Raw genomic sequence first — 21,407 nt, 5'->3', positions numbered from 1 at the left:
AACTTCTTTTCATATCCATCCCTTTTCTTCCGCAATTGTAATTGCCTCAATTCTATTTTTCGCATCAAGCTTCGTTAATACTTCAGAAATATAATTACGTACTGTACCAGGTGAAAGATAAAGTGCCTTCGCAATTTCATTTGCCGTCTTTCCTTCTTTCGCAAGTAACAATACTTCTTTTTCACGATCTGATAACGGATTTTGTTCCTGCCATAAGCCGAACATTAAATCTTGAGAGATCTCTCGCTTTCCTTTCATTACATTACGAATTGCTGCAGCTAAATCTTCACTTGGGCTATCTTTTAATAAATACCCGTGAACACCAGTTTTCATTGCCCGTTCAAAATAACCTGGTCGTGCAAATGTTGTTAAAATCATTACTTTACAAGGTGACTTTTCCTTCTTCAGCGCTTCAGCAACATCTAAACCACTTTGAATCGGCATTTCAATATCCATAATACTTATATCAGGCCTTAGCGATTCGATTAATTTTAACGCCTCTTCCCCATTCGCAGCCTGACCAACTACTTCAATATCATCCTCTAGATCAAGCAGGGCTCCTAACGCACCACGAAGCATTCGCTGATCTTCTGCAATAATAATTCGAATCATGCCCTCACCTCATCTTTTCCTGTTCTAATAACAACTGGTACTTTTACTATTAATAGTGTCCCTGGATTTATCGTATTTAGTTCAACAAACCCATCAATAAGGGCGATCCGCTCCTTCATACCGCGAATACCGTTTCCATCATGATTTTGATTTTCCAAACCTACGCCATTATCCTCTACTTTCAAAATCAGTTCACCTTGCGATTCTAATACAGATACAATGCACTCCGTCGCCTTACTATGCTTTACAATATTCGTAACTGCCTCACGCAAACACATTCCTAAAATATTTTGTTCAATTGGTGATAACGAACTCGAACTTGCTTCCTGCTTCACCTCTAATTCAATATTAGCAGCTTGTAAAATCGCCTTTATTTGCTCCAGCTCTTCTTCTACTGTAATCATACGCATATCAGAAATTAACTCTCTTAACTGCTTTAAAGCTGTACGAGATGTTTGTGTAATTTCCTTCGCTTCCATACTTGCACGTTCTGGATTTTTCACAATTAACTTCTCCACGAGCTGGCTTTTTAAAGTAATAAGAGATAGCGTATGCCCTAACGTGTCGTGAAGATCCCTTGCAATTCGCTGACGCTCTTCACGTTTTACTAAGTCTTTAATTTGTTCGTTTGCTTCGTTTAGTTGATTCTTTAACATCTTTTTTTGATTAAAATTACGCATACCAAATGGTGTAAGCAGCATTATAATAAACATCGGAACTATATTCACTAATTCTGTAGTTGATAGGTGATTAAGGTTTACAAATATAAAAGTTCCAAGCATTACAATTAACAGAGACAACAGCACTCGAAATACTTTTTTACTAGGAGCAAACCCTATCGCACTCGCCGTGAAAAACCCAAAAAAGATCATGAAAGGATTATAATAAAAAGCAAATAACAAGGTAAGTATCATTTGGATGCATGCCCATAAAACAAAAGTCTTATTAACAAAATAAAGCTGCCGGTATGTGACGGTGAAGACTATCAACATACCGATCCCTATTACAAGCTTCCATCCTGATACTTGTGTTAAATTATAGATTGGAAATAATAAATACACGAGCCACATATACGGGAAGAAACCCATCTGTTTCGGAAAAATCTCAATCCTCTTCTTCTCTATCATTTATACCGCTTCCTGTCTTTTTCTTATATATATTGATACTACAACAAATATAAGGAAATAACCTCCTAGTACCGCGATATTTTCCCAACCAATTGACTTCCCAGCTACAATATCCCACGCACCGCTTCCGAAATGATATGTTGGTGTCCATTCACCAATAGATCTTAATATTTTTGGAAATATTTCAATTGGCATCCATAAGCCGCCAAGAATGGCTAAACACATATTTAAAATATTCGCTAACCCAGCAGCTGCATCTGCCTTCTTAATTGAACCTATTACTGTTCCGAGCGCTAAAAATGGTGTCACGCCTAATAATAGCCATAACCCAGCACCAATCCATTGTCCTACCGTTAACTCGACGTTATTAATTAATATTCCTGCCATAAAAATAACTAAGATTGAAAAAGCATTCACTACTGTTTGAGCAATAATTTTAGCTGTTATATACGCACCTTCTGGAAGTGGTGTAATTTTTAAAAGATGAGTCCATCCTTGCCCTTTTTCCTGAGAAAGTCTCACACCGAAACTAAAAAGTGCAGTCCCTACAATACTGAAAGTCGCCATTGAAATTAAATAATGTGCTTTCCAAGCATCTCCGTTCTGTGGCACTTGAACTACATTTGTAAAGATGTAATAAAACATAACTGGCATTAATAATGAAAAAAAGATAAATAATTTATTACGAAACGTACGTAAAATTTCTATTTTGCACTGCATCCATAAAGCTTTCATGCGATTCCCTCCTTCTGATTTGCAACAAACTGCTCAAACGCTTCATCAAGACTTCCGCGTTCAACTGAAATGTCCATAACAGGTAAATCTTTCTTAAAAATCGCTCGCAATGTAGCATCTGTATCATCCGTCGTTAAAATAATACGCGGTTCATGAGACTGAACCCCCGTCACATTTGGCAATCCTTTTAATAAAGCTTTCGGTATTTTCTCCGTTGCAACAAACGAAACTGTTTTTTGCGAGATTGTCGCTTTCATCTCATCCGGTGTGCCATCTGCGATAATCTTTCCGTTCGCAAATAATAAAATTCGATCTGCTAACGCATCCGCTTCTTCTAAATAATGTGTTGTTAAAATAATCGTTTTCCCTTCACTTGCTAATTTTCTAATCGTTTCCCAAAACGTTTTTCGAGATGTAATGTCCATCCCTACAGTTGGTTCATCTAAAAACAACAAATCTGGATTCCCTGCAAGTGCCAGCGCAAAATTTAACCTCCTTTTTTGACCGCCCGATAATTTCTCACATCTTTGCTTTCGTTCTGTTTCTAAGTTTGACAACTGCAGTAATGTTTCTTTCTCTACAGGATTCGTATAATAACTACGGAATAACTCGATTGCCTCTTCTACCGTGATGCTATCAATCACACTTACTTCTTGCAGCATCGCACCGAGGCTATTGCGAACCTCTCTATGCTTCGGACTCTTTCCAAATATAGAGATATTCCCTTCTGTTGGATCTTTTAATCCGAGCATCATTGAAATTGTCGTTGTTTTCCCCGCACCATTCGGTCCGAGTAATGCTACTATTTGCCCTTTATTCACATGAAATGAAACGTTATTTACTGCTTCTTTATGTTTAAATGTTTTAGAAACACCATTTACTTCAATAATCTTTTCCATCTCTCCACCCCCGCCGTTTCTTATATTTACATTGTACGCTCTGGAAAAGTTAGGAAACAGTATGATGCGTCATGACATCCATATGACAATTGTCATGTATTCTCTATGAGAGGAATCAACCCGCATACCGCACGCGAGTAGCAGTACAAAAACAAACATGATACAATCGGATAAGACATATATTCGAGGAAGGACAGTGGTTTTCATGATTATTCGTAATGAACAAGATTTAGAAGGTTTACGAAAAATCGGCCGCATCGTTGCACTTGCACGCGAAGAAATGAAAAAGCAAGCGAAGCCAGGTATGACAACGAAAGAGCTTGATTTAATTGGTAAAAAAGTATTAGACGAGAACGGTGCTATTTCAGCGCCTGAAAAAGAATATAAATTCCCAGGTGTAACTTGCATTAGTGTAAATGAAGAAGTTGCTCACGGTATTCCAGGCGATCGTGTATTAAAAGAAGGCGATTTAGTAAACGTAGACGTATCAGCAGCACTTGACGGCTATTATGCAGATACAGGTATCTCATTTGTTCTTGGAGAAGATGAAGAAAAAGAAAAGCTATGCCAAGCTGCAGTAGATGCATTTTGGGAAGCAATGAAAAAAATAAAAGCTGGATCAAAACAAAATCAAATTGGTCGTGCTGTTTCTAACTTTGCACATAAAAGTGGATATAACGTAATCCAAAACTTAACTGGTCATGGCATTGGCCTTAGTTTACATGAAGCTCCAAACCACATTTTAAGCTACTATGATCCAATGGATAATGCACTTCTAAAAGACGGTCTTGTTATCGCTGTAGAACCATTCATCTCAATGAAAGCAGATCATATTATTGAGCGCGGTGATGATGGTTGGACATTCGTTACACCAGACAAAAGCCTTGTTGCACAATGTGAACATACAATCGTTGTAACTCGCGGTGAACCGATTATTTTAACAGAAATATAATAAAAAACAGCCGTTTTGTAGATTCCTGCTACTGAAACGGCTGTTTTTTCATTATTTTTATGCATGTAAAAGCTTATATAAATAAAAAGGTGGTGCATCAAAGCATCACCTTTTTAACGGGGTGAGGCTGCCCAAAAGTACGGAAAACTCTTGAACAGCCTCGTATTTTCATATGGATGCCTTACATATATCATTGATGATAATTATGAAATGCGGAAACATAGTTATCATCACATGATTCAAACAAAAGAAAAGAAACCCTATAACAGATCTCTTTTCCCTACATAATCTAAAGTTTGGGTACACTAGATTCATGCAATGTAGGAGGCTTCAGAACTGAAAGCGATCCTTCATTTAAAATGATAGCATACATATATCCGCTAAAAATATGCAAATGTGCATATAGCGTTTTTTATTTCTCAACATACATTTATTGAAAATTCAGATATATAAAGGTAAAATGTAGTCGTTATCCGTCTTCTTTTGTCAGTCAGAGAGAATAGAAGAATGGGAGAGGAAAAAATGAGAAAATCACTGAAACAAAAAATAGTAAGCTCCTTGCTTGCTGTATCACTCGCTGTTAGCTTAGCTCCAATCGGACAAGCAAAAGCTGATTCCACGTCAGAAATCACACAAAATTCACCTATTACAACACAAGTTGATGCAAGCCGCGCTATCGAACATATCCGTTTCTTATCCGAAACAATTGGTCCCCGTCCAGGTGGTACTAAATCAGAAGAATGGGCCTCTCGCTACGTTGGTATGCAGCTTAAATCAATGGGCTATGAAGTAGAATATCAGCCGTTTCAAGTTCCAGATCAATACGTTGGATTTATCGAATCACCATTATCCACAAAACGCAATTGGCAAGCTGGTGCTGCTCCAAATGCACTAATTTCTACAGAAGCTGTTACAGCTCCCCTTATCTTTGTTCAAGGTGGAACAAAATTAGAAGATATTCCAAATGAGGTAAATGGAAAAATTGTTTTATTTGAAAGAGGAACAACAGTAGCAGACTATAATAAACAAGTTGAAAATGCTGTTAGTAAAGGGGCAAAAGGTGTGCTTTTATACAGCTTAATTGGAGGTCGTGGAAACTACGGACAAACCTTCAATCCTCGCTTAACTAAAAAGCAGTCTATCCCTGTCTTTGGTCTTGCTTATGCTCAAGGAAATGCGTTTAAAGAAGAAATTGCTAAAAAAGAGACAACGATGCTTTCCCTAAAAGCGAGACATGAGTCTAATTTAACATCCCTAAATGTCATCGCTAAAAAGAAACCAAAAAATAGTACAGGTAATGAAAAAGCTGTTGTTGTAAGTTCACACTATGATAGTGTCGTTGGGGCACCTGGGGCAAATGATAATGCTTCTGGTACGGGATTAGTATTAGAATTAGCTCGTGCTTTTCAAAATGTAGAAACTGATAAAGAAATTCGTTTTATTGCTTTTGGTTCTGAAGAAACTGGCTTACTTGGCTCTGATTATTATGTTAATAGTCTGTCCCAAAAAGAACGCGATCGAATTTTAGGTGTCTTTAACGCAGACATGGTTGCAACAAATTATGATAAAGCAAAGAATTTATATGCAATGACTCCTGATGGATCAACGAACCTTGTAACAGATGCTGCCTTACAAGCAGGTAAACAATTAAATAATGATCTCGTTCTTCAAGGAAAATTCGGCTCTAGTGATCACGTACCATTTGCTGAAGTGGGTATTCCTTCTGCACTATTTATTTGGATGGGCGTCGATAGTTGGAATCCATTAATCTATCATATTGAAAAGGTATATCACACGCCTCAAGATAATGTATTTGAGAATATTTCACCAGAACGTATGAAAATGGCATTAGAGGTCATTGGTACAGGCGTCTATAATAGCCTTCAACCTACCGTGAAAACAGGACAAAAAGCTGCTTAATACTATTTCAAGCCACCGATTAATCGGTGGCTGTTTATTGAGAAAAAATAAATATGCATAAAAGCATATTTATTACATGGTATTATCGCGTATAATTAAAATCTTAATATATAAATAAAAAACACATTTATTGCATAGCATTATCATGTAGAATAAAAATTGTAATACTATTGATTACATCTAATAAAGAGGTTTTTAATTATGAAAAAATTATCCTTGCAGTTGTGTGAACTTTAACTTGAATTTCAGGAATTAATGCTTTTATTCCTGAAATAAACGTTGCAACAGCTACTCAAGAACAAAGCTTTCCAAAATACTATTTCTAAATTGGCCATAAAAATGGCTATGCATTCATCTAAAACTTAATGGAACATGGTCATTGACCTTAAATTACATGAGATAGGAAACCACATTCTAAGCTTGTGATAATAGACTTCTTAAAAGCAGCTTTATTATCGCTTTAGAGCCGCTTATCTCTATGAAAGCTGACTATATTATTGGGCCGTTGATTGAGTCCAACGTGAAACTGTTCTCTTTTTTCTATAAAAAAACCCTTCAGGTTGCATTCTTCCCTTCACTTTATCGTGAAGTTTTTGAATACTTACCTAAAGGGCGTAATATCAATAGTAATTTTTCAACTTGTCTGCTACTCAGATTACGGTTTAATCAATAATCTAAAGCTTTTTTATTATTTTATTCGCTGACGAGCAAATAGAATTCCACCTAAAAGGAACAATACCATACCGCCAAGAATTGAAATCATTTCTGCTGATGCTCCTCCTGTGTTAGGAAGTAATGTTGGCTTATCATTTTCTGTAGTAGGTGGAACTTTTGAATCGCTATTTTTGTCTGTATTTGTGTTTGGATCTTTTGGATCTGTGCTTGGATCTTTTGGATCTGTGCTTGGATCTTTTGGATCTGTGCTTGGATCTTTTGGATCTGTGCTTGGATCTTTTGGATCTGTGCTTGGATCTTTTGGATCTGTGCTTGGATCTTTTGGATCTGTGCTTGGATCTTTTGGATCTGTGCTTGGATCTTTTGGATCTGTGCTTGGATCTTTTGGATCTGTGCTTGGATCTTTTGGATCTACACCTGGTTCGTCCTTGATTTTTGTATTTGTGATGTCATAACCTTTTACTTCGGATTTGTATCCCGCTACTGGTTGTTCTTTCACTTCATACTTGTATGCCTTTCCTTCGGCATCGTATGCTGCTAAATCTTTAAATTCATATTTCCAGCCTGTTGCTTCACTTACTTCTTGTGTCGCAACCACTTGGCCATTTTGTAGTAAGTCTACTTTGATCATTTCTGGACGTTCTTTTGCATTATCGTCTTTCCATGTTTTTGTTCCTTCTACTTTTGTTTGGCCTACTTTTGTATTTGTGATGTCATTACCGTTTACCTCAGATTTGTATCCGTCTACCGGTTGTTCTTTCACTTTATACTCATAAGCTACTCCGTTTGCATCATATGCCGCTAAATCTGTAAACGCATATTTCCATTCGCTTGCTGCACTCACTTCTTGTGTTGCGATTACTTTGCCATTTTGTAGTAGGTCTACTTTGATCATTTCTGGACGTTCTTTTGCATTATCGTCTTTCCATGTTTTCGTTCCTTCTACTTTTGTTTGATCAACCTTTGTATTCGTAATGTCATAACCTTTTACTTCGGATTGATACCCGTCTACTGTTTGTTCTTTTACTTCATACTTATATGCCTTACCTTCGGTATCGTATGCCACTAAATCTGTAAACGCATATTTCCATTCGCTTACTGCGCTTACTTCTTTTGTATCGATTACCTTGCCATTTTGCAGTAGGTCTACTTTGATTATTTCTGGACGGCCTTCACCATTTCCGTCCTTCCATACCTTCGTTCCTTCTACTTTTGTTTGACCAATCTTTGTATTCGTGATGTCATATCCTTTCACTTCGGATTTGTATCCGTCGATTGGTTGTTCTTTCACTTCATACTTGTATGCCTTACCTTCTGCATCATATGCCGCTAAATCTTTAAATTCGTATTTCCAGCCTGTTGCTTTGCTTACTTCTTGCATCGCAATCACTGTACCATTTTGTAGTAGGTCTACTTTAATCATTTCCGGACGATCTTTCGCGTTATCGTCTTTCCATGTTTTCGTTCCTTCTACTTTTGTTTTGCCAACCTTTGTATTCGTGATGTCATAACCTTTTACTTCTGTTTGATATCCGTCTACTGCTTGTTCTTTCACTTCATACTTATACGCCTTACCTTCTGCATCATATGCCGCCAAATCTGTAAACGCATATTTCCATTCGCTTGCTGCGCTTACTTCTTTTGTATCGATTACCTTGCCATTTTGTAGTAGGTCAACTTTGATTATTTCTGGACGGCCTTCACCATTTCCGTCCTTCCATACCTTCGTTCCTTCTACTTTTGTTTCGCCTACTTTTGTATTTGTGATGTCAGTACCACTTACTTTTGATTCATATCCTGGTACCGCTTGCTCTTTCACTTCATACTTGTATGCCTTACCTTCTGCATCATACGCTGCTAAATCTTTGAATTCGTATTTCCAGCCTGTTGCTTTGCTTACTTCTTGCGTCGCAATCACTGTACCATTTTGTAAAAGGTCTACTTTAATCATATTTGGACGATCTTTCGCGTTATCGTCGTTCCATGTTTTCGTCCCTTCTACTTTTGTTTTGCCTACTTTTGTATTTGTGATGTCATAACCTTTTACTTTGGATTCATATCCTGCTACTGGCTGTTCCTTCACTTCATACTTGTATGCCTTACCTTCTGCATCGTAGGCTTGGAGTTTGCCAAACGTGTACTTCCATTCAATTGCTGCTGTTACCTCTTTTGTATCTACTACTTTACCGTTTTGTAAAAGATCTACTTTGATCATTGTCGGACGATCTTTCGCGTTATCGTCTTTCCATGTCTTCGTCCCTTCTACTTTTGTTTCGCCTACTTTTGTATTTGTGATGTCATAACCTTTTACTTTGGATTTATATCCTTCAACTGCTTGCTCTTTCACTTCATACTTGTATGCCTTACCTTCTGCATCGTAGGCTTGTAGTTTTTCAAACGTGTACTTCCATTCACTTGCTGCTGTTACTTCTTTCGTATCTACTACTTGACCGTTTTGTAGTAAGTCTACTTTAATCGAGCTTGGACGATCTGTTGCATTGTTATCGTTCCACGTTTTCGTTCCTTCTACTTTTGTTTCGCCTACTTTTGTATTTGTGATGTCATAACCGTGTACGTCAGATTGATATCCTGCTACTGGCTGTTCCTTCACTTCATACTTGTACGCTACTCCATTTGCGTCATATGCTTCTACATCTGCAAATGCATATTTCCAGTTTGTTGCCGCTGTTACTTCTTTTGTATCTACTACTTTACCGTTTTGTAGTAAGTCTACTTTGATTGTGCTTGGACGATCTGTTGCGTTGTTATCGTTCCATGTTTTTGTTCCTTCTACTGTCAATTTCGCTACTTTTGTATTCGTGATGTCAGTACCACTTACTTTGGATTCATATCCTGCTACCGGTTGTTCCTTCACTTCATACTTGTACGCTACTCCATTTTCATCATATGCTTGGAGCTTTTCAAACATATACTTCCAATTCGTTTCTGCTGTTACCTCTTTTGTATCTACTACTTTACCGTTTTGTAAAAGATCTACTTTGATCATTGTCGGACGATCTTTCGCGTTATCGTCGTTCCATGTCTTCGTCCCTTCTACTTTTGTTTCGCCTACTTTTGTATTTGTGATGTCATAACCTTTTACTTTGGATTTATATCCTTCAACTGCTTGTTCCTTCACTTCATACTTGTACGCTACTCCGTTTGCATCATACGCTGCTAAATCTTTGAATTCGTATTTCCAGCCTGTTGCTTTGCTTACTTCTTGCGTCGCAATCACTGTACCATTTTGTAAAAGATCTACTTTAATCATTTCCGGACGATCTTTCGCGTTATCGTCGTTCCATGTTTTCGTTCCTTCTACTTTTGTTTTGCCTACTTTTGTATTTGTAATGTCAGTACCACTTACTTTTGTTTCATATCCTGCTACTGGCTGTTCTTTCACTTCATACTTGTATGCCACTCCGTTTGCATCGTATGCTTGGAGCTTTTCAAATGTGTACTTCCAGTTTGTTGCCGCTGTTACTTCTTTTGTATCTACTACTTTACCGTTTTGTAAAAGATCCACTTTGATCATTTCCGGACGATCTTTCGCGTTATCATCGTTCCATGTCTTCGTCCCTTCTACTTTTGTTTCGCCTACTTTTGTATTTGTGATGTCAGTACCACTTACTTTTGTTTCATATCCTGCTACTGGTTGTTCCTTCACTGTATACTTGTACGCTACTCCGTTTGCATCATACGCTGCTAAATCTTTGAATTCATATTTCCAACCTGTTGCTTTGCTTACTTCTTGCGTCGCAATCACTGTACCATTTTGTAAAAGGTCTACTTTAATCATTTCCGGACGATCTGTTGCGTTATCATCTTTCCATGTCTTCGTTCCTTCTACTTTTGTTTGACCTACTTTTGTATTTGTGATGTCAGTACCACTTACTTTTGTTTCATATCCTGGTACTGCTTGTTCTTTCACTTCATACTTGTATATCTTACCTTTTGCATCATAAGCTTGTAGTTTTTCAAACGTGTACTTCCAGTTTGTTTCTGCTGTTACTTCTTTTGTGTCTACTACTTTACCGTTTTGTAGTAAGTCTACTTTAATCGAACTTGGACGATCTGTTGCATTGTTATCGTTCCACGTTTTTGTTCCTTCTACTTTCGTTTCGCCTACTTTTGTATTCGTGATGTCATAACCGTTTACTTCGGATTTGTATCCGTCTACCTGTTGTTCTTTCACTTCATACTTGTACGCTGCTCCGTTTGCGTCATAAGCTTGTAATTTTTCAAACGTGTACTTCCAATTTGTTGCTTTACTTACTTCTTTCGTGTCAATTACTTGACCGTTTTGTAGTAAGTCTACTTTGATTGTGCTTGGACGATCTGTTGCATTGTTATCGTTCCACGTTTTTGTTCCTTCTACTTTCGTTTCGCCTACTTTTGTATTCGTGATGTCAGTACCACTTACTTTGGATTCATATCCTGCTACTGGCTGTTCCTTCACTTCATACTTGTATGTTACTCCGTTTGCATCGTATGCTTGGAGCTTTTCAAATGTGTACTTCCAGTTTGTTGCCGCTGTTACTTCTTTTGTATCTACTACTTTACCGTTTTGTAAAAGATCCACTTTTATCATTTCCGGACGATCTTTCGCGTTATCATCGTTCCATGTCTTCGTTCCTTCTACTTTTGTTTCGCCTACTTTTGTATTTGTGATGTCATAACCATTTACTTTGGATTCATATCCTGGTACTGCTTGTTCTTTCACTTCATACTTGTATGCCTTGCCTTCTGCATCATACGCTACTAAATCTTTGAATTCATATTTCCAACCTGTTACTTTGCTTACTTCTTGCGTCGCAATCACTGTACCATTTTGTAAAAGGTCTACTTTAATCATTTCCGGACGGTCTGTTGCGTTATCGTCTTTCCATATCTTCGTTCCTTCTACTTTTGTTTGACCTACTTTTGTATTTGTAATGTCGGTACCACTTACTTTGGATTCATATCCTGGTACTGGCTGTTCTTTCACTGTATATTCGTAAGCCTTACCTTCCGCATCATATGCTGCTAAATCTGAGAATATATATTTCCAACCCATTACTGAGAATACGTCTTGTGTTTGAATCACATTCCCGTTTTGTAGTAAGTCTACTTTGATCATTGTCGGACGGTCTGTTGCATTTCCATCGTTCCATGTCTTCGTTCCTTCTACTTTTGTTTTGCCTACTTTTGTATTTGTGATGTCAGTACCATTTACTTTGGATTCATATCCTGGTACTGCTTGTTCTTTCACTTCATACTTGTACGCTGCTCCGTCTGCATCATATGCTTGGAGGTTTTCAAATGTGTACTTCCATTCTGTTGCCGCTGTTACTTCTTTTGTATCTACTACCTTACCGTTTTGTAAAAGATCTACTTTTATCATTTCCGGACGATCTTTCGCGTTATCGTCTTTCCATGTCTTCGTTCCTTCTACTTTTGTTTCGCCTACTTTTGTATTTGTGATGTCATAACCATTTACTTTGGATTCATATCCTGGTACTGCTTGTTCTTTCACTTCATACTTGTATGCTACTCCATTTTCATCATACGCTGCTAAATTTTCAAACTCATACTTCCAGCCTGTTGCTTCACTTACTTCTTGCGTCGCAATTACTGTTTCTTTTTGTGCTGGTGAGTTATCTTTTTGTATTAAATCTACTTTAATGGTTTTCGGACGATCTGATGCATTGTTATCGTTCCACGTCTTCGTTCCTGCAACTGATGTCTTGCCTACTTTTGTATTCGTGATGTCATAACCATTTACTTTGGATTCATATCCATCTACCGGTTGTTCTTTCACTTCATACTTGTATGCTTTTCCATTTGCATCGAACGCTACTAAATCTTTAAATTCATACTTCCAACCTGTTTCTTTGCTTACCTCTTGTGTCGCAATCACTGTACCGTCTTGTAGTAAGTCTACTTTGATGGCTTTATGCTCTTCCTCTGTGCCACCTTTCCACGTCTTCGTTCCTGCAACTGATGTCTTGCCTACTTTTGTATTTGTGATGTCATAACCATTTACTTTGGATTCGTATCCGTCTACTGCTTGTTCTTTCACTTCATACTTATATACTTTTCCGTCTGCATTGTTTATCGCCAGATCTTTAAATTCATATTTCCAGCCTGTTGCTTCGCTTACTTCTTGCGTCGCAATCACTGTACCGTCTTGTAGTAAGTCTACTTTAATCATCGTCGGACGACCTTCCGTATTTCCGTCCTTCCATGTTTTCGTTCCTTCTACTTTAGTTGTTTGTACCACTTTTGTATTTGTAATGTCATAACCATTTACTTCTGTTGTGTATCCATCTATCGGTTGTTCTTTTACTTCATACTTGTATACTACTCCATTTGCATCATAAGCTGCTAGGTTGTCAAATTTGTATTTCCAACCATCTGCCGCTGTTACTTCTTTCGTGTCTACTACTTTCTCATTTTGTAGTAATTCTACTTTGATTGAACTTGGACGATCTTTCTCGTTATCGCCTTTCCACATCTTCGTTCCTGCAACTGATGTAGTTTTCACTTTATTAGAAATCGGCAACTTAATTCCGTTTACAGCATCTGCTTTCACTTCAAACTCTACTTTTGCCTGTGGATCAAAATCAATATAGTTTGGAGCTGAAACTTCTTTCACATAATATTTGCCTGGTGTTAAACCCTTGATTTCGATGACACCTTTTTCATCTGTTTTATATAGATTTCCAACTTGTTCACCCGACTCTTTATACAACTCAAATGAAACATTCGGTATGACTTTTTCTTCATCTTTATCAAGGTGCTTAACAATTTTTAGCGTTCCTCTTGGGACCCCTTCAGCACCACCGCCGGCTGTCCTATTTTCAACTGGGTAGCTACCCGATTCAGTAACTGGCTCTTTATTATAAATTTGATAATCAATCGTATAATCATTCTTAAAGAAATCTTGCGCCTTTCCGGCATCCGTTATAGTAGATGTATAAGCAATCGAAAAGGAGGAAAGACGTGCTTTATCCTTATAAAGCACAACTTGAAATGAGTTTTCACCAGTAAAGGTAATCTTTCCATAACCTTTAGATTCAAACTCTTGCAGTGATAAGTTTTGACGGCCTAGATAATTATCAATATCTATCCTAAAACTATCTTTATTAAGTATTTGACCTTCTTGTAAATTATCAGCCACAACAATATCATCACTTAACTCTTCTTTATTTAAGTTTGCATTTAAGAACCAACGTACCTCACCTGGCTTACCTCTCATATCACCAGTTTTATAAAAAAACGGACCCTTTCCAGGATCTGTACCACCACCGCTTGTTGGACCGGTAATTGTTACAGATTGCTTATCTACATTTGTACCTAAATTGGTTTCAATCTCTTTCTTTTGATCTTCTCCTACGTTAGCAGCTTGCACGTAAAAGTTTAAATATCCTTTAATATCATCACGTGTATCTACTTTATCATTAAATGTGCATATCACAGTACCTGAATTGACTGTACAAGTACCATAATCACCTAAATCAAACTGTGTATTCAACCCTATTAATTCTGGGGGCAGTGTTAATGTTAGTGTGTCTCCTGGCTTCAGCCTAACTCCATCTTTTTCACTGAAGTTTACAGTTACTTTAGTCTCTTGTCCAATATAAAGATCTGTTTTATCAATCTTAATACTATCCACAAGTCCTGCTGTGTTTAGCTCTTTTGCATTTGCTACTATACCTAAAAAACTCTGACCTATGGTAAACATGAAAATCATTATAATCGAGAAAATCGAAGTTATTCTTTTTAAATACATACTTTGTATGATTCCTCCCTATAAAATTAAATGTAGATAGATTTTGGTGCAAACATACTATGACAAAGATTCTATTATTCAATGCCATTAAGCTATTTTACTTAAATATTTTTGATAGCTATTATCATCTTTTTCTCTTTTTTCAACCCTTCTATTGCTTAGAAACTTGAAGTTTGAAGTCCAAAGTATGACTTTTATATAGATTCATCTCATTTCTCCGACATGTCTAAACTATGTTATTTCTGGCCTATACTGTTTAACAAGAACAGATACCGGACAGGACAAATTTTGATAAAGAAATTCGAATTACAAATACGTATGAATGGGCCATAGAATAACTTCAAAGCCAGAAGAAGACAATTCAAAAAGCACTCACGATAAAACTCATGACAGTCATTCGTCTTATTATGCTGTAGGGTTTCTGAAATTTATCCATATCAACGCAAACGTTTGCTCTATAAATACGAAAATTGCATTACCGACACGTATGGCAGAGCCACTTCACAGTAAATATGCATTTGGTCAACTTCCTTACTTATCCTCCTAAAGAATAACAAGAAGTACAATCTATAATCGAATTTAGCATATCAGCCGAGGAAGATTACGATTGTGAAACACGCTAGGATACTCGTATTCTAAAAAATGTTATTGAAGATGCATTTTTTGCCATTATGAGTTGAGGTGAAATTGGCCATATGTTAAAACGTTTGGTGTTTAATTACACAGCCAACCTACACACCGAAACAGGTAGTACAAAAAGCGTTCCACCGCCAGCATTATATAATTAAAAACGCTCTGGATGAAGTATTGTTTGCCTATGCAAGATGAAAGTCATATTCTCCAAATTTAAATACAATGGACCGAATTTTGGGGTAACTAAAAAAGAGTATGGTTGTCAACTGATTTCATGTAAATCGTATAGAAATACGAAATTCAGCCTTTTTATTTTTGGAGTATATAAATGAGTGTCGAGAAAAAACACTTTGCCTAATGGGTTCCATGGCTATGTCGAAGAATTAAAATGAGCTTATATATGATGATAATATCAAAACCGAGAGATTTATATCCTTTCATTTTTTTTATCAAATCATGAAAACTTTAATTGTACTATATGTACTATTTTAAACATACCATCCCTAGTTTCTTGACTAAGTTGGAAGTTTTCAAGATTAATTACTAATTGGTTAGATGAATTGTTATTTTAGTATTTGGCATAGCTGTAACAATGTTTTTTACAATAATCACACCATTTCCTAGTAACATTCCAACAACTAATAATACATATATGGATTTTTGATAAAGTTACCCCCAGCAGTCTATTATTCTAGAATCGCTCCTAAAAATCAATAGTTAACTGGTATTTTACTATTTTCACTTCATCACCATAACATATATTTGTCACATATATTTAGATTAGAAAATTGGCGCAGAAAAAGAGATAGCTTTGCCATCTCTTTTTCTGTTTCAACTTCCTATTATCAAGCCATACAGCTTTTCGTCAGTCTTCTTTCTTTGACATCTAATCAGTCTATAGACTGATTAGATGTTTTTATATCAACTTGTATATCACTTCTAAACAAAAATAAGCATCTTTTCTTTTGTCTATTACATTTTTTCTGGTGCAGATACTCCTACGATTGCTAATGCATTTTGAAGTGTAGTGCGTACTGCTTTCATTAATTCGTAACGAGCTTTACTTAATTCTAAGTTATCTTGGTTTAATACTTTTTCTGCATTGTAGAAGCTGTGTAATGCTGCTGCTAATTCAAATGCATAGCTTGTAATGCGGTGTGGCAGACGTTTTTGCGCTGCATCCGCAACTACAGCTGGGAATTCACCAAGTTTTTTCAGTAACTCTACTTCTTTCTCAGAAGTAACAAGTTTGTAATTCACGTCTCCGCCTGTAGCTAATCCTAACTCTTCACCTTGACGAAGGATACTGCATACGCGAGCATGAGCATATTGTGCATAGTATACTGGGTTTTCATTAGATTTTGATACAGCTAAGTCCATATCAAAGTCTAAATGAGAATCACCGCTACGCATTGCGAAGAAGTAACGCATTGCGTCCACGCCTACTTCTTCCATAAGCTCACGAAGTGTAACTGCTTTACCTGTACGCTTACTCATCTTCATTTTTTCACCATTTTGGTACAGTTGTACCATTTGGATGATTTCTACTTCAAGTGTTTCTTTATCGTAACCAAGTGCTTGAATAGCAGCTTTCATACGAGGAATGTAACCGTGGTGGTCGGCACCCCAAATGTTGATTAGCTTATCGAAACCACGCTCTAATTTATCACGGTGGTAAGCGATATCTGGCGTTAAGTATGTGTAAGAACCATCGTTTTTAATTAATACACGGTTTTTGTCGTCACCGTAAGTCATTGAACGGAACCAAGTTGCTCCGCCTTCTTCAAAGATTTCATCACGCTCTTTTAATACTGCAAGTGCAGCATCGATTTTTCCGTTTTTGTATAATGATGTTTCTGAGAACCATACATCGAACTTAACACGGAAGCTTTCTAAGTCTTTTTGAAGTTTTGCTAACTCATATTTTAAACCGTATGAACGATAGAACTCATAGCTTTCTTCTGCATCAGCTTTTGCGTAACGATCGCCAAACTCTTCAGCTAAACGTTTACCGATTCCAATGATATCCGCACCATGATAACCGTCTTCTGGCATTTCTTTCTCTAAGCCTAAAGCTTGCATGTAACGAGCTTCAACAGAAAGAGCTAAGTTATGAATTTGGTTACCAGCATCATTAATGTAGTACTCACGAGATACATCGTATCCTGCTTTTGCTAATACGTTACATAAAGTGTCACCTACCGCTGCACCACGTGCATGTCCTAAGTGAAGATCGCCTGTTGGATTCGCAGATACGAACTCAATTTGCACTTTTTCACCTTTACCAGTATTCGTTTCACCGTAAGCTTCACCAGCGTTTACGATTGTTGGGATTAAGTCTGTTAAGTAGCTATTATCCATGTAGAAGTTAATGAAACCAGGACCAGCGATTTCAATTTTTTCAATAGAAGCTTTTGCTTTATCGAAGTTTGCAACTAATTCTTCTGCAATCATACGAGGCGCTTTTTTCGCAACGCGTGCAAGTTGCATTGCCATATTTGTAGAGAAATCACCATTTGTTTTATCTTTTGGAGATTCTAATATAACGTTTGGAATCTGTTCTTCTGTCGCTAATTCTGCCTTTAATACAGCGGCTTGAATTTCTTCTTTAATCAATCCTTTTACTTGTTCTAAAGAATTCATTATTTTGCCTCCTTCAAATTAATTGTAATTGTATATCTGCCAGCTTCTTGTTCACTTAGAAGCAATGCGTACGTTAAGAAGAGTTGTCCTTTTTTCTTTTCATCCGACCATTTAAAAAGAACGTTATCAGTTTTCGTTTGCAATGCAAACGTACCAAGTTCACTCGTATACGTACCAGTTGTCCATTCACCTTTCACATGCGTCTGACGCATAGAAATAGCACCTGAACGCATAATGAGAACTTGTTCATCTTGGATTTTAATAATTGTTTTCACTTCGCCTTGTTCGTTCGGCTCTTGGAATGTTATATATGTACCTTGACCTTTTACATAGTATTGACCATTTGCTTCAAAAGCAACGGTTTCCTTCCTCGCCCCTTCACGGATTTCTGTTACGAAATGAACGTGTACCGGCAAGCCTGCAAGTTGTTTCTTCACGTCTTGCACACCCTTCAAATGTTATAGATATTAAATATTACTTATAATAAATCACTTTTCCTATCATATCAAAAAAAGATGCTGTCTGTCTGCTGAAAAATCAGGAAAACTCCTTTTCAAAAAATAATTCACCTTCACTTTATTTCATATGTTAAAATGTTTTTTAAATCTAAATATTCTTTCATTTAAAGGGGTGAATTTGGTGCTACCAATAAAATTAAAAAAAGGTGATGAAATAAGGGTTATTTCACCATCTTGTAGTTTAAGTATTGTCTCAAATACGAACCGAGAGCTTGCTATAAAAAGATTAACCGACATGGGCTTTCAAGTTACATTCTCAAAATATGCTGATGAGATAGATCAATTTGCTTCCTCTTCTATTTCTTCACGCGTCCAAGACCTCCATGAAGCATTTAAAGACCCTAATGTAAAAGCAATTTTGACGACACTTGGCGGATATAACTCTAACGGTTTATTAAAACATCTCAATTACGATTTAATTCGTGAAAACCCGAAATTCTTCTGTGGTTATTCTGATATTACTGCTTTAAATAACACAATCTATACAAAAACAGGTCTTGTTACATATTCAGGCCCTCACTTCTCTTCATTTGGAATGGAGAAAGGGCTCGATTATACAACCGATTACTTTTTAAAGTGCTTAACTTCTCATGAACCTATTGAAATACTACCAGCTGAAACGTGGAGCGATGACTCTTGGTATATTGATCAAGAAAATCGAGAGTTTATTAAAAATGAAGGATATGTTTCGATTCAGGAAGGAGAGGCAACAGGGGATATTATCGGCGGAAATATGAGCACTTTGAATTTACTACAAGGTACACCATATATGCCAAACTTACAAGGCAAAATTTTGTTTCTTGAAGAGGATAGTTTAACCGGAAAAGCTACCCTAAAAACTTTTGATCGATATTTACATTCTCTTATGCAGCAACCTGACTTTGAACATGTAAAAGGCATTGTTATAGGAAGAATGCAAAAAGGAGCAGAATGTATGATAGAGGACATTCAAGAAATGATTGCTTCAAAGCCTGAACTTGCACATATCCCTATTATTGCGAATGCAAGTTTCGGACATACAACTCCAATCTTTACTTTCCCAATTGGTGGACGTGCAAAAATCATTTCTAATAAAAAAAGTTCAGCTATCACTATTTTAACGCACTAAAAAAGGAGCGAACGATTCGCTCCTTTTATGGTTTTTCTATTTTTTGCAACGCTTTTTGCGGGATTGATTCTTTCGGGATTTCAGCCCATCCTTTTCCCTGCATACCTTTTGCATAAATTTTTATAAAAGCACCCGTATGCAATTCACGGTTCATCATTCTTTTAATAACTTGTAGCTTTCCATCTTCTGTATACCCTTTAAATGTATACAAATATTCATCGTCTTTTTTCTCACTTTTATCTATAACAGCATAATAATCTTGTATTTCTTTATTTGAAAAGAAGTTGTCTACAAAAGCATGCACACCTTCTGTTTTTGTGTTTAAATAATACGCTGTTCCTCCTAAAATAATGGCGAACACAGCTAAAACTTTAATTACCAATTTCATAAATGCGCCTCCTGTTTGCACTGCTTTCTCACTAACCGTATGTCTATACCTGTATTATACGAAAAAAAGCATACTATACTCTATCGAAATGCCTTACACTTTCCTTACATTATTGTAAGAGTTTTTCACCTTACAGCAATTTCCCAATAAAAAATTTTTCCGTTTAACAAACTTTTATATTATTATTGAATGATACAAATTTTTATTACAAAAATCAAAGGAGACAGTTTTCAAATGGCTATCTTGCAAGGTTTAGCACTATTACTTGTTGTACTCTGTCTATTTACACTTTTTAGTTACCGTGCTCCTTACGGAATGAAAGCAATGGGTGCTTTAGCTAATGCAGCAATCGCAAGTTTTCTTATTGAAGCATTTCACCGTTATATCGGTGGGGAAATGTTTCATAATGACTTTTTACAATCAGTAGGAGAAGCTTCTGGTAGTATGAGCGGTGTCGCAGCGGCAATTTTAGTAGCATTAGCAATCGGTGTCTCACCCGTATACGCGGTTTTAATCGGTATCGCTACTAGCGGATTCGGTATTTTACCAGGTTTTTTCGCTGGATACGTTTGTGCCTTCGTCGTGAAATTTCTCGAAAAGAAATTACCAGCTGGTGTAGAATTTTTAGCAATCCTATTTATCGCTGCACCAATCTCACGTGGAATGGCCATGCTTATGGATCCACTTGTTAACGCAACACTTGGTAAAATCGGTTCTATGATTTCAGTTGCAACTACAGAAAGTCCTATCATTATGGGTATTATGCTTGGTGGATTAATAACAGTTATTTCTACCTCTCCATTAAGTTCTATGGCACTAACTGCAATGCTTGGATTAACAGGTTTACCAATGGCTATTGGTAGTCTTGCCGTAGCAGCTTCTGCCCCGATGAATTTTATTTTCTTTAAACGACTAAAAATTTGTTCAAAGAAAGATACAATCGCTGTCGCAATCGAGCCGTTAACACAAGCCGATGTTGTCTCAGCAAACCCAATTCCAATTTACGCGACAAACTTTGTTGGCGGTGCACTTGCCGGTATTATTACGTCGCTATTCCAGCTCGTTAATAATGCACCAGGGACAGCATCACCAATTCCAGGACTACTTGTCTTATTCGGATTTAATGACGTTATAAAAGTAACGATTGCTGCCGTATTATGCGGAATCGTTACCATAGTTGTCGGATACGTCGGATCAATTGTGTTCCGCAAATACCCAATTCGTTCCGCTGATGAAATTCGTGGTATTACTTCAGAAGAAAAAGTTGCATAAGAAAAAAGAGCTATTCTCAAATGATGAGAATAGCTCTTTTTTTATGTCACATGACGTTAAGTGCAATTATATCGGCGATTTTTTAAATATATCGACTTACCGACACATAACAACAAAATAAGAGCCCCCTATTCATATAGAAGGCTCTTAT

At 36.8% G+C, this 21,407-nt stretch carries 12 protein-coding genes; 4 read left to right on the top strand and 8 right to left on the bottom strand.

The features are described from left to right. Window positions 1-9: 9 nt before the first annotated feature. Genes ACP6L7_RS29150 through ACP6L7_RS29135 form a run of 4 tightly spaced genes read right to left on the bottom strand, consistent with a single transcriptional unit; the run spans window position 10 to window position 3,373 of the window. Window positions 10-612, bottom strand: a complete 603-nt coding sequence (locus ACP6L7_RS29150) for a response regulator transcription factor (protein WP_097831449.1) — start codon at window positions 610-612, stop codon at window positions 10-12. Beyond that, window positions 609-1,739, bottom strand: a complete 1,131-nt coding sequence (locus ACP6L7_RS29145; RefSeq protein ID WP_098361668.1) for a sensor histidine kinase — start codon at window positions 1,737-1,739, stop codon at window positions 609-611. The genes ACP6L7_RS29150 and ACP6L7_RS29145 overlap by 4 nt, the downstream gene beginning before the upstream one ends. Beyond that, window positions 1,740-2,474: an ABC transporter permease gene (locus ACP6L7_RS29140; RefSeq protein WP_097831447.1), complete on the bottom strand. Its 735-nt coding sequence runs from the start codon at window positions 2,472-2,474 to the stop codon at window positions 1,740-1,742. Further along, entirely contained in the window at window positions 2,471-3,373 is a 903-nt protein-coding gene (locus ACP6L7_RS29135; RefSeq protein WP_097831446.1) for an ABC transporter ATP-binding protein, read from the bottom strand. The genes ACP6L7_RS29140 and ACP6L7_RS29135 overlap by 4 nt, the downstream gene beginning before the upstream one ends. Window positions 3,374-3,530: 157 nt before the next feature. Between ACP6L7_RS29135 and map the strand changes: the two genes are divergently transcribed. Continuing rightward, window positions 3,531-4,325 (top strand): type I methionyl aminopeptidase, encoded by a 795-nt coding sequence (gene map, locus ACP6L7_RS29130; protein WP_128856181.1) that lies wholly within the window; start codon window positions 3,531-3,533, stop codon window positions 4,323-4,325. Window positions 4,326-4,847: 522 nt separating this feature from the next. Continuing rightward, window positions 4,848-6,245 carry a M28 family metallopeptidase gene (locus ACP6L7_RS29125; protein WP_097831484.1) on the top strand — a complete coding sequence of 466 codons (1,398 nt, stop codon included), beginning with the start codon at window positions 4,848-4,850 and terminating at the stop codon, window positions 6,243-6,245. Between the two features lie 688 nt (window positions 6,246-6,933). On the opposite strand, the gene ACP6L7_RS29120 is transcribed toward ACP6L7_RS29125, so the two are convergent. The 3 genes from ACP6L7_RS29120 to ACP6L7_RS29110 form a co-directional block, all read right to left on the bottom strand. Beyond that, window positions 6,934-14,694, bottom strand: a complete 7,761-nt coding sequence (locus tag ACP6L7_RS29120) for a Cna B-type domain-containing protein (protein ID WP_430529541.1) — start codon at window positions 14,692-14,694, stop codon at window positions 6,934-6,936. Window positions 14,695-16,299: 1,605 nt separating this feature from the next. Then, entirely contained in the window at window positions 16,300-17,970 is a 1,671-nt protein-coding gene (gene argS, locus ACP6L7_RS29115; protein ID WP_001086435.1) for an arginine--tRNA ligase, read from the bottom strand. Continuing rightward, window positions 17,970-18,407 (bottom strand): YwiB family protein, encoded by a 438-nt coding sequence (locus ACP6L7_RS29110; protein ID WP_000744340.1) that lies wholly within the window; start codon window positions 18,405-18,407, stop codon window positions 17,970-17,972. Before ACP6L7_RS29110 ends, argS begins: the two co-directional genes overlap by 1 nt. Window positions 18,408-18,555: 148 nt before the next feature. Here ACP6L7_RS29110 and ACP6L7_RS29105 point away from each other — a divergent pair, with 148 nt between their 5' ends. Continuing rightward, window positions 18,556-19,596, top strand: a complete 1,041-nt coding sequence (locus ACP6L7_RS29105; protein ID WP_141533522.1) for a S66 family peptidase — start codon at window positions 18,556-18,558, stop codon at window positions 19,594-19,596. A gap of 25 nt (window positions 19,597-19,621) precedes the next feature. On the opposite strand, the gene ACP6L7_RS29100 is transcribed toward ACP6L7_RS29105, so the two are convergent. Continuing rightward, window positions 19,622-19,984 carry a YxeA family protein gene (locus tag ACP6L7_RS29100; RefSeq protein WP_097831440.1) on the bottom strand — a complete coding sequence of 121 codons (363 nt, stop codon included), beginning with the start codon at window positions 19,982-19,984 and terminating at the stop codon, window positions 19,622-19,624. Between the two features lie 234 nt (window positions 19,985-20,218). On the opposite strand from ACP6L7_RS29100, the gene ACP6L7_RS29095 reads away from it, so the two are divergent. Beyond that, window positions 20,219-21,256 (top strand): PTS sugar transporter subunit IIC, encoded by a 1,038-nt coding sequence (locus tag ACP6L7_RS29095; RefSeq protein ID WP_097831439.1) that lies wholly within the window; start codon window positions 20,219-20,221, stop codon window positions 21,254-21,256. Window positions 21,257-21,407: the final 151 nt, after the last annotated feature.

It is taken from the genome of Bacillus silvicola (assembly GCF_050524305.1).
GTDB classification, from domain to species: domain Bacteria; phylum Bacillota; class Bacilli; order Bacillales; family Bacillaceae_G; genus Bacillus_A; species Bacillus_A cereus_AT.
Note: the sequence above shows the minus strand (reverse complement) of the source record. Positions and strands in the feature narration are given on the sequence as shown.

Excerpts from the sequence above, each read along its gene's own strand:
- ACP6L7_RS29150 (WP_097831449.1), bottom strand. The coding sequence starts at position 612 with ATGATTCGAATTATTATTGCAGAAGATCAGCGAATGCTTCGTGGTGCG.
- ACP6L7_RS29145 (WP_098361668.1), bottom strand. The coding sequence starts at position 1,739 with ATGATAGAGAAGAAGAGGATTGAGATTTTTCCGAAACAGATGGGTTTC.
- ACP6L7_RS29140 (WP_097831447.1), bottom strand. The coding sequence starts at position 2,474 with ATGAAAGCTTTATGGATGCAGTGCAAAATAGAAATTTTACGTACGTTT.
- ACP6L7_RS29135 (WP_097831446.1), bottom strand. The coding sequence starts at position 3,373 with ATGGAAAAGATTATTGAAGTAAATGGTGTTTCTAAAACATTTAAACAT.
- map (WP_128856181.1), top strand. The coding sequence starts at position 3,531 with ATGATACAATCGGATAAGACATATATTCGAGGAAGGACAGTGGTTTTC.
- ACP6L7_RS29125 (WP_097831484.1), top strand. The coding sequence starts at position 4,848 with ATGAGAAAATCACTGAAACAAAAAATAGTAAGCTCCTTGCTTGCTGTA.
- ACP6L7_RS29120 (WP_430529541.1), bottom strand. The coding sequence starts at position 14,694 with ATGTATTTAAAAAGAATAACTTCGATTTTCTCGATTATAATGATTTTC.
- argS (WP_001086435.1), bottom strand. The coding sequence starts at position 17,970 with ATGAATTCTTTAGAACAAGTAAAAGGATTGATTAAAGAAGAAATTCAA.
- ACP6L7_RS29105 (WP_141533522.1), top strand. The coding sequence starts at position 18,556 with ATGTTAAAATGTTTTTTAAATCTAAATATTCTTTCATTTAAAGGGGTG.
- ACP6L7_RS29100 (WP_097831440.1), bottom strand. The coding sequence starts at position 19,984 with ATGAAATTGGTAATTAAAGTTTTAGCTGTGTTCGCCATTATTTTAGGA.
- ACP6L7_RS29095 (WP_097831439.1), top strand. The coding sequence starts at position 20,219 with ATGGCTATCTTGCAAGGTTTAGCACTATTACTTGTTGTACTCTGTCTA.